Raw genomic sequence first — 7,090 nt, 5'->3', positions numbered from 1 at the left:
CAGGACGAGCGGCCGTTCGCCGAGCGTGTGCGGGGGCGGCGGTGGGGGGGGGGGCGGGGGCAGGGTGGATGCCATCGTGGTGCTCCTCAGACGATGAGGGTGGCTGCTCAGAAAGGATCGGGGTGGCTACTCAGGAAAGGTTGGGGTCGCTACCCAGGAAGGATCGGGGTCGCTACCCAGGAAGGATCGGCGTGGCGGCCGTCAGGCGGCGCAGAAGGTGATGCGTTGTGTGCCCAAGCCCTCGATGGTGCTGACCAGTACGTCGCCGTCGGCAAGGAAACGGGAGGGGGTGCGGGTGGCGCCGATCCCGGCGGGGGTCCCGGTGAAGATCAGGTCGCCCGGCTCCAGTGCGGTGATGGACGACAGGTGGGCGATCAACTCTGGAACGCCGAAGATCATGTCGCCGGTGCGGCCGTCCTGCATCGTCTCGCCGCCCAGCGTGCAGCCGATGGCCAGGTCTGCGGGGTCGGTCAGCTCGTCCAGGGTGACGACGGCCGGGCCTGTCGGCCCGAAGCCCGGATGGGACTTGCCTAGGGAGAACTGTTGTGGGGCCGGGCCGGACCATTGGCCGATCCGCTCGGAGAGGTCCTGGCCGATGGTGAAGCCGGCGACGTGCTCCCAGGCGTCCTGAACGGGGATGCGGTGGCCGCCCTTGCCGATCACTACGACGAGTTCGACCTCCCAGTCGACCCAGCCTTCGGGCAGCGTGACCGTGGTGTGCGGGCCGGTCAGGCAGGAGGCGAACTTGGTGAAGGTCATCGGCCACGTGAGGGAGGTGATGTCGATGTCGGACTCTTCAGCGTGATCGCGGTAGTTGAGGCCGATGGCGAAGATCTGTCCGGGCCGGGGGACCGGCGCCCGCAGGTCGCTCTCCTGGTACGGGGCCGCCTCGCCGGTCAACGCCGTCAGCACCGGCCAGGCGTCCTGCCAGCCTTCGAACAAAGCCTGCGGCTCGGAGCTCAAGGCCCCGCCACTGGCCTTGTGGACGTCGATGGCTCCGTCGCCGGTCAGCAGGACGGCCCGGCCAGACAGGTTTGCGATGCGCATTGGCTCCTCCGTCGTTCGCGCGTCGAGGCCCGCAGGTTGGTGCGGGATTCTCCGCATTGAACGCGGGGTGCGGCGGGGACGGCTTGGCCCGCCGGCCCAAAGTCAGTGGCCTGACTTGGGTTTGGCGTCCAGCATGCGGGCGATCTCCAGGGCCAAGCGCAGCTCCATCGGGTCGCCGATGGGGTGGCCCAGTAGTTCCTCGGCCTTGTGGACGCGGTAGGTGACGGTATTGCGGGCAATGTGAAGCTGTTCGGCGGCGGTCTGAGGGCTGCGCTCGCAAGAAAGGTAGACGCGCAGGGTCCGGCGTAGCTCGGAGACGCGTTCGTCGTCGGCCAGCAACGGCCCAAGGACGTCCTCGGCGTACCAGCGTGCCTGTTCGTCGTCGGCGGTGGCCAGCGACAGTGTCCGCACTTCGGTGTAGTCGCACCACCAGCCGGTCACGGCCGCGGCGGCGATCCGGTTGGCTTCGCGTGCCCCCAGGTGGCTGCGGCGCAGTCCCTCGGGACCGTAGGCCACCGGCCCGGCGGCCACCCTGAGTCCCGGCGGCGGCCGCAAAAGCCGGGCTTGATCGCAATGGCCGGGCGGGGGCATGGCCCGCCAGCCAGCCCAGGCCCATATCTGGCCGGGGATGACCGACAGGCTGAGCCATCGGTCGGGGGCCAGCGCGCGTGACAGATCTTCCGCGCAGCGTTGTAGGTCGGCGGCGGTGACGTGCTTGTCGTCGGCCACCACCACGAACGCCTCGTGGTGGCGGGCCAGCTCGTAACCGAGTGTGGTGGAGACGATGTCTGCGGGGATGTCCTTGCCTGCCAGCAGATCCTCGACGATGCGGCGGCGTTCGGCCTCCCGGCCTGCCTCCCAGCGGGCCCGTTCGGCCAGGTACTCCTCGGCCAGACGGCTGGCATGGGCATCGGCATAGGCGAACAGCAGGTCACTCACCCGGTGGCTCTCGGCACGGCGGACCGGCTCGGGCAGGGTGTCGATGACGGCGATGAGGGCCTGGTGCAGCCGGGCGTGACCGATCCGCACCCCGCGCAGCACCCGGTCCAGAGGGATCCCTCGGCGCGCGAACTCCGCACCGCCCGCGATCGCCTCCTCCGGAGCCGCCTGCTCGGTGACCGCCTTGCTCCCGGGTGGGATGTCCTCCAGCAGGCTGCGCAGGGCCAGGAGCAGCGTCGATTCCACTGAGGCGCGGAGCGTGGCGAATGGCGCGGGGCCACCACCATGTTCGGGTACCCGCTCGATGATCTCCTTGGTCACCTCCAGCGCGGTCTGCACGGCCCAGGCCACCGGTCCGGGCCCCAGGATCGCCGTGGCGACCGCGATGGTGATCGCCGGGCAGGCGGGTTCCGGCACGCCGTCCGGCACGCCGTCCGTGGCGTCGCGCGGGATGTCGCGCTCGACGTCTCGCGGGATGTCGAGCGGGGTGTCGCGCGGGGCCAGGGTCAAGATCCAGTCCTGCGAAACGCTGTTCACCTGGCCAGTCTTATCCCCACTGGGCCTGTCAATCCAGCGCCTCACTCCAGCGCCGCCAGCTCACCGCGGAAGAACACCAGCGGCTTGGCGTCGCCGATCGCGTGCGCGCCGTGGACCATGCCTGCCACCGCGACGTGGTCGCCGACTTCGTGCAGTGCGTGCAGCTCGCAGTCCAGCCAAGCCAGGACGCCGTCCAGTAGCGGCGACCCCAGCGGGCTGGGAGTCCAGCCCCGGCCGCCGAACCGGTCGACGTCCCTGGAGGCGAACGCGGTGGCGACCTGCGGCTGGTGCGCCGACAGCACGTTCACGCAGAACTTGCCCGCCGCCTCGATGAGTGGCCAGGTGGTGGAGCACTTTCCGGCGAAGAACGACACCAGCGGCGGGTCCAGCGACGCCGAGGTGAACGACCCGACGGTCATCCCGACCGGGACACCGTCATGCAGTGCGGTGACGACCGCGACGTTGGACGGTACGTGGCGCATGACCTCTCGCAATGGCTTCATGCCGGTCACATTGCGGTGCCCGCCGCCGTTCCCGCTTGGGCTGCGGGCCCCAAGCGGCGCCGGTGATCTGGTCATGGAACCAGTCCCGCCCTCACGTACATGCGCCGCATCGGGCCCGGCCCGTCGCCGGCGTCCTCCCTTGGCGGGTGCGTGGGGGCGACGTTCAGCACACCGGGAAACCGCATGATCTCCAGGGCCAGCCGTACCTCCAGCAGATCGACCGGACGGCGGACTCCCAGCAGCTCCTTGGCCTGTTTGACCCGGTAGGTCACGGTGTTACGGGCCACACCAAGCTGTTCGGCCGTCGTCTTCAGGCTCCGCCCCGACGCCAGGTAAGACCGCAGGGTGTCGCGCAACTGCTCCGACCGGCCGTCCGGTGCGGCCAGCGGGCCCAGCATCTCCCGCACGTACCAGCGCGCCTGCTCGGCGTCACCCGTCAGCAGGCACGCGGCCCGCACGTCCATGTAGTCGCATACGCCTGTGGCCGCCGGCATCGTCGCGGCGATCCGCGCGGCCTGCCGCGCACCCAGATGACTGCGCCGCACTCCCGGCAGACCGGATGACGGCGGCCCCGCCGCGGCACGCCACCCGCCCGGCAGCCTCGACGGCCACGACACCCTGTCCGGCCGGACATCGAATCCGATCCACATCCATACCGCCGCGGCGTGACCCGCCACCTGCAGCAGCCCATCGCCTCCACACGCGGCCAGCAGGTCGGCTCCCGTCAGGTCGGGGCGCGTACCGGCGTCGGCGGGGCCCTCCCTCCACAGGATCACTGCGACGTGATGGCGGTCCAACGGGTAGTCCAGGATGCGTCCGGCAGCCGCAGGATCGACCTGCTCCCCTGAGATGATCGCCTCGATCAGGCGGCAGCGAGCGGCCTCCTCGCTGTCCTCCCATCGGTCCCGCTCGGCGACGTACACCTCCGCCAGCTCACCTGACAGCAGATCGGCAAGCTCGAAGAGCATCTCAGTGAGCCGCCCGGGCAGTTCGCCGCCGGGCGCCGCATCGCGCAGAGCCCGGTGCAGGGAGGCGTGCCCGAGCCGGACCCCGCGCAGCACCCGGTCCAGCGGGATGCCACGACGCACGATGTCTCTCACGGCCTCGACTCCTTCAGGGGGCACTGCGTACGGTGCGCCCTGCCCGTCACGCCGCCCGAATCCATCCCCGTCCGCCAGGCCGCACAGGCAGATCAGCACCACCGCCTCGACTGCCCGGCGCAGCGTCTCGAACGGCGCGGGCCCAACGCCGTTCTCGGGTACGCGGCTGATGATGTGCCGGGTCATGGCGCCTGCGGTGGCGACCGCCCACCGCACCGTGCCCTCCCCGATCAGCCGCCGGGCCGAGGCGAGCGTGACCGTGTCGCAGCACGGCTCCGCCGACCGCGGGCCGTCCAGATCCCACAGCCACGAGAACTCCATCGCGCCACTCCACCACTAGGCGTGATCGCGCCACTCGACCAGTGGGCGTGATCGCACCACTCGACCATTAGCCGTGCCCGGACGGTGAGAGCGGCCAGTGCAAACGCGGGCCTCATCTTTGGACTGCCGGACCAAGCGGGGCGGCGGGGCGGCGCCGTGGAATGAGCAGGCATCAACCATTGAAGGAGGCATCTGATGTCCGTTCCCGGCGATTTCCCGCTGCAATACGGCCCGTCGATTGACGCCGACCTTGTCCAGCGCGCCCGTGACTTGGGTCCGCTGATCGCAGCGAACGCGGCGAAAGCCGAGATCGAACGGCAGTTGCCCGAGTCGACCGTCGACGCCCTCACCGAGGCCGGCCTGTTCAAATTGACCGTGCCGCGCCGCTACGGCGGCCACGAGACCGACTTCGCCACCTACCTGGCGGTCAGCGCCGAGATCGCCCGCGCCTGCGGCTCGACCGCCTGGGTCGCCACCCTGATCAACATTTGCAACTGGGCCGTCTGCGTCGCCCCTGACAAGGTCCGTGAGGACGTCTTCGGCGCCGACCCCGACGCCCGGGTGTGCGGCGTCCTGGCCCCCAGCGGAACCGCCGCACCCATCGGCGACGGCTACAGGGTCAGCGGCTCCTGGGGATTCACCTCCGGCAGCCTGCACTCCTCCTGGACGTTGGTGGGCGTCCAGGTCACCGACGAGAGCGGCCAGGTCGTCGAGTTCGGCAACGTCGTGTTGCCCATGGAGGAACTGACGATCAAGGAGACCTGGCACGTCGCCGGGATGCGCGGCACCGGTAGCAACACCGTCGTCGCCGAGGAGGTCTTCGTTCCCGCCCACCGCTACATCCCGATCTCCTTCGGCGCGGACCAGGTCGACAACCATCCCGAGGAGCCGCTCTACCGCGCCTCCCTCGTCCCCGCTCTGGCGCTGGTGCTGGCCGGGCCGCAGCTCGGCCTGGCGCGCGCTGCCCTCGACCACACCCTGGCCACCATCGGCAAGCGGGGCATCTCCTACACCTTCTACGACCAGGCTGTGCGGGCGCCTTCCACCCAATTCCAGGTGGCTCAGGCCGCCGAGCTCATCGATACCGCGGCCCTGCACATCTTCCGTTCGGCCACCCACATCGACCAGGCCGCAGTCGAGGGCCGGACACTGGGCATCGCCGAGCGGGGGCGCGTCCGCATGGACACCGGCTACGCCATCACCCGGTGCCGGCAGGCCATCGATCTACTGCTGGACGCCAACGGCGCCTCCAGCTTCGCCGAGTCCAACCCGCTGCAGCGCATCTGGCGCGACTCCTCGGTCGCCGCTCGCCACGCCATCGCCAGCCCCGGCATCAGCGCCGAAGCCTACGGACGAGCCCTGCTCGGCGTCCAGGAACAGATGACCCCCGTTATTTGACGCTTGTCGAGGAGAAGACCATGAGCCGCATTCGTCCCAAAGCCTTCGTGCACATCGTTTACCGCACGCACCGTTTCGACCTCATGCTGGACTGGTATCGGACGGTGTTCGGCGCCCATGTCCAGTTCCAGAACGAGATGCTCGCGTTCATGGCCTATGACGAGGAGCATCACCGCTTCGCCTTCGTAAACCTCGATCTTCTTGACCCGGACGCCAAGGAGAAGGACCGCACCGGCCTGGTCGGCGTGGACCACGTCGCCTACACCTTCGCCTCACTGCGCGACCTGCTCGAGAACCGGCAACAGCTGAAGGCGATCGGCATCGAGCCGTACTGGTGCATCCACCACGGCATCACCGTCTCGCTGTACTACGCCGACCCCGACGGCAACCAAATGGAATTCCAGGTCGAGAGCTATTCGACCCCCGAAGACGCCAACGCCTTCATGACCGGGCCCGGATACACCGAGAACCCGATCGGCGTCGAATTCGACCCAGAAGACTGGCTCACCCGCCTCCAGGCCGGCACACCGGAAAGCGACTTGCTGATCCGCGAAATCCACCAGCCGGTCTCACCGCTCCGCTTCCCCACCCCGAGCTGACCGAAACCGACCCCGGGCGCCCGCGGCCGCCGTCTCGGGAAGGACGCGGTGAGCCTGCTTTAGCGCAGTCGTGTGGTGGCTGACCTTCCGTTAACCGCTCCGGTGGGGGCCCGGATTTGGTGACTGCGGCGCTGATCGACGTGCCCAGGACGCGGGTGCCCACCGTCGGGGTAGACCAGCCTTGATGGCGATTGGATATCGGCCCTGCGACGCTTCAGGGGGGTGCAAGACCATGACCCGGATCACCGTCCACAACGACAGCCTCCAGATTGAGATCGAGGGACTCCACCGGCTCTGGGCCTTCAAACGGCGTCTGACCATTCCGCTGGCTCACCTTCAACAGGTGAGCGGCAACCCTGAGGGAATCAGACGCCCACCTATCGGGTGGTCCGTAGGCTTCTGGGCCCCGGGGCTCATCGTCGCCGGCACCTTCTGCAGCCGGGGCAGGCGAGAGTTCTGGGACATCCGCCACCCCACCAAGGCGATCATTATCGACCTGGTCAACGACCGCTACACCCGTCTTGTCCTGGAGGTCGATGCCCCCCGGTTCGTCGTCGACATGATCAACGAGGCCCGCCGCCGCACCTCGTCCAGCTAACGATGGCGGCAGGCGTTGCGGGGTGCGCTCGCCCGCCGCAGCGGCGGA

Annotated in this window: 7 protein-coding genes; 3 read left to right on the top strand and 4 right to left on the bottom strand. The window is 69.2% G+C overall.

All coding sequences use genetic code 11. The features are described 5' to 3' along the window. Positions 1-201: 201 nt before the first annotated feature. The 4 genes from ACH34W_RS28930 to ACH34W_RS28915 form a co-directional block, all read right to left on the bottom strand. Entirely contained in the window at positions 202-1,047 is an 846-nt protein-coding gene (locus tag ACH34W_RS28930) for a fumarylacetoacetate hydrolase family protein (protein ID WP_395964247.1), read from the bottom strand. Positions 1,048-1,149: 102 nt separating this feature from the next. Continuing rightward, positions 1,150-2,523 carry a PucR family transcriptional regulator gene (locus ACH34W_RS28925; RefSeq protein ID WP_395964246.1) on the bottom strand — a complete coding sequence of 458 codons (1,374 nt, stop codon included), beginning with the start codon at positions 2,521-2,523 and terminating at the stop codon, positions 1,150-1,152. Between the two features lie 41 nt (positions 2,524-2,564). Further along, complete coding sequence (locus tag ACH34W_RS28920) at positions 2,565-3,026, bottom strand: flavin reductase family protein (RefSeq protein WP_395964245.1); 462 nt, start codon at positions 3,024-3,026, stop codon at positions 2,565-2,567. Positions 3,027-3,097: 71 nt separating this feature from the next. Further along, a complete protein-coding gene (locus ACH34W_RS28915) occupies positions 3,098-4,447 on the bottom strand; it encodes a PucR family transcriptional regulator (protein WP_395964244.1) in 1,350 nt (449 codons plus the stop codon). A gap of 195 nt (positions 4,448-4,642) precedes the next feature. On the opposite strand from ACH34W_RS28915, the gene ACH34W_RS28910 reads away from it, so the two are divergent. The 3 genes from ACH34W_RS28910 (at position 4,643) to ACH34W_RS28900 (ending at position 7,042) form a co-directional block, all read left to right on the top strand. Then, positions 4,643-5,845 (top strand): acyl-CoA dehydrogenase family protein, encoded by a 1,203-nt coding sequence (locus ACH34W_RS28910; RefSeq protein ID WP_395964243.1) that lies wholly within the window; start codon positions 4,643-4,645, stop codon positions 5,843-5,845. A 20-nt stretch (positions 5,846-5,865) separates the two neighbouring features. Next, positions 5,866-6,444, top strand: a complete 579-nt coding sequence (locus tag ACH34W_RS28905) for a VOC family protein (protein ID WP_395964242.1) — start codon at positions 5,866-5,868, stop codon at positions 6,442-6,444. Positions 6,445-6,676: 232 nt separating this feature from the next. Continuing rightward, on the top strand, positions 6,677-7,042 hold the full coding sequence (locus ACH34W_RS28900) for a hypothetical protein (RefSeq protein WP_395964241.1): 366 nt from the start codon (positions 6,677-6,679) through the stop codon (positions 7,040-7,042). The last annotated feature ends 48 nt before the right edge of the window (positions 7,043-7,090 follow it).

Source organism: Actinomadura sp. 6N118 (assembly GCF_044326415.1).
In the GTDB taxonomy this organism is placed as follows: Bacteria; Actinomycetota; Actinomycetes; order Streptosporangiales; family Streptosporangiaceae; genus Spirillospora.
Note: the sequence above shows the minus strand (reverse complement) of the source record. Positions and strands in the feature narration are given on the sequence as shown.

Coding starts and splice junctions, on each gene's coding strand:
- ACH34W_RS28930 (WP_395964247.1), bottom strand. CDS start 1,047: ATGCGCATCGCAAACCTGTCTGGCCGGGCCGTCCTGCTGACCGGCGAC.
- ACH34W_RS28920 (WP_395964245.1), bottom strand. CDS start 3,026: ATGAAGCCATTGCGAGAGGTCATGCGCCACGTACCGTCCAACGTCGCG.
- ACH34W_RS28915 (WP_395964244.1), bottom strand. CDS start 4,447: ATGGAGTTCTCGTGGCTGTGGGATCTGGACGGCCCGCGGTCGGCGGAG.
- ACH34W_RS28910 (WP_395964243.1), top strand. CDS start 4,643: ATGTCCGTTCCCGGCGATTTCCCGCTGCAATACGGCCCGTCGATTGAC.
- ACH34W_RS28905 (WP_395964242.1), top strand. CDS start 5,866: ATGAGCCGCATTCGTCCCAAAGCCTTCGTGCACATCGTTTACCGCACG.
- ACH34W_RS28900 (WP_395964241.1), top strand. CDS start 6,677: ATGACCCGGATCACCGTCCACAACGACAGCCTCCAGATTGAGATCGAG.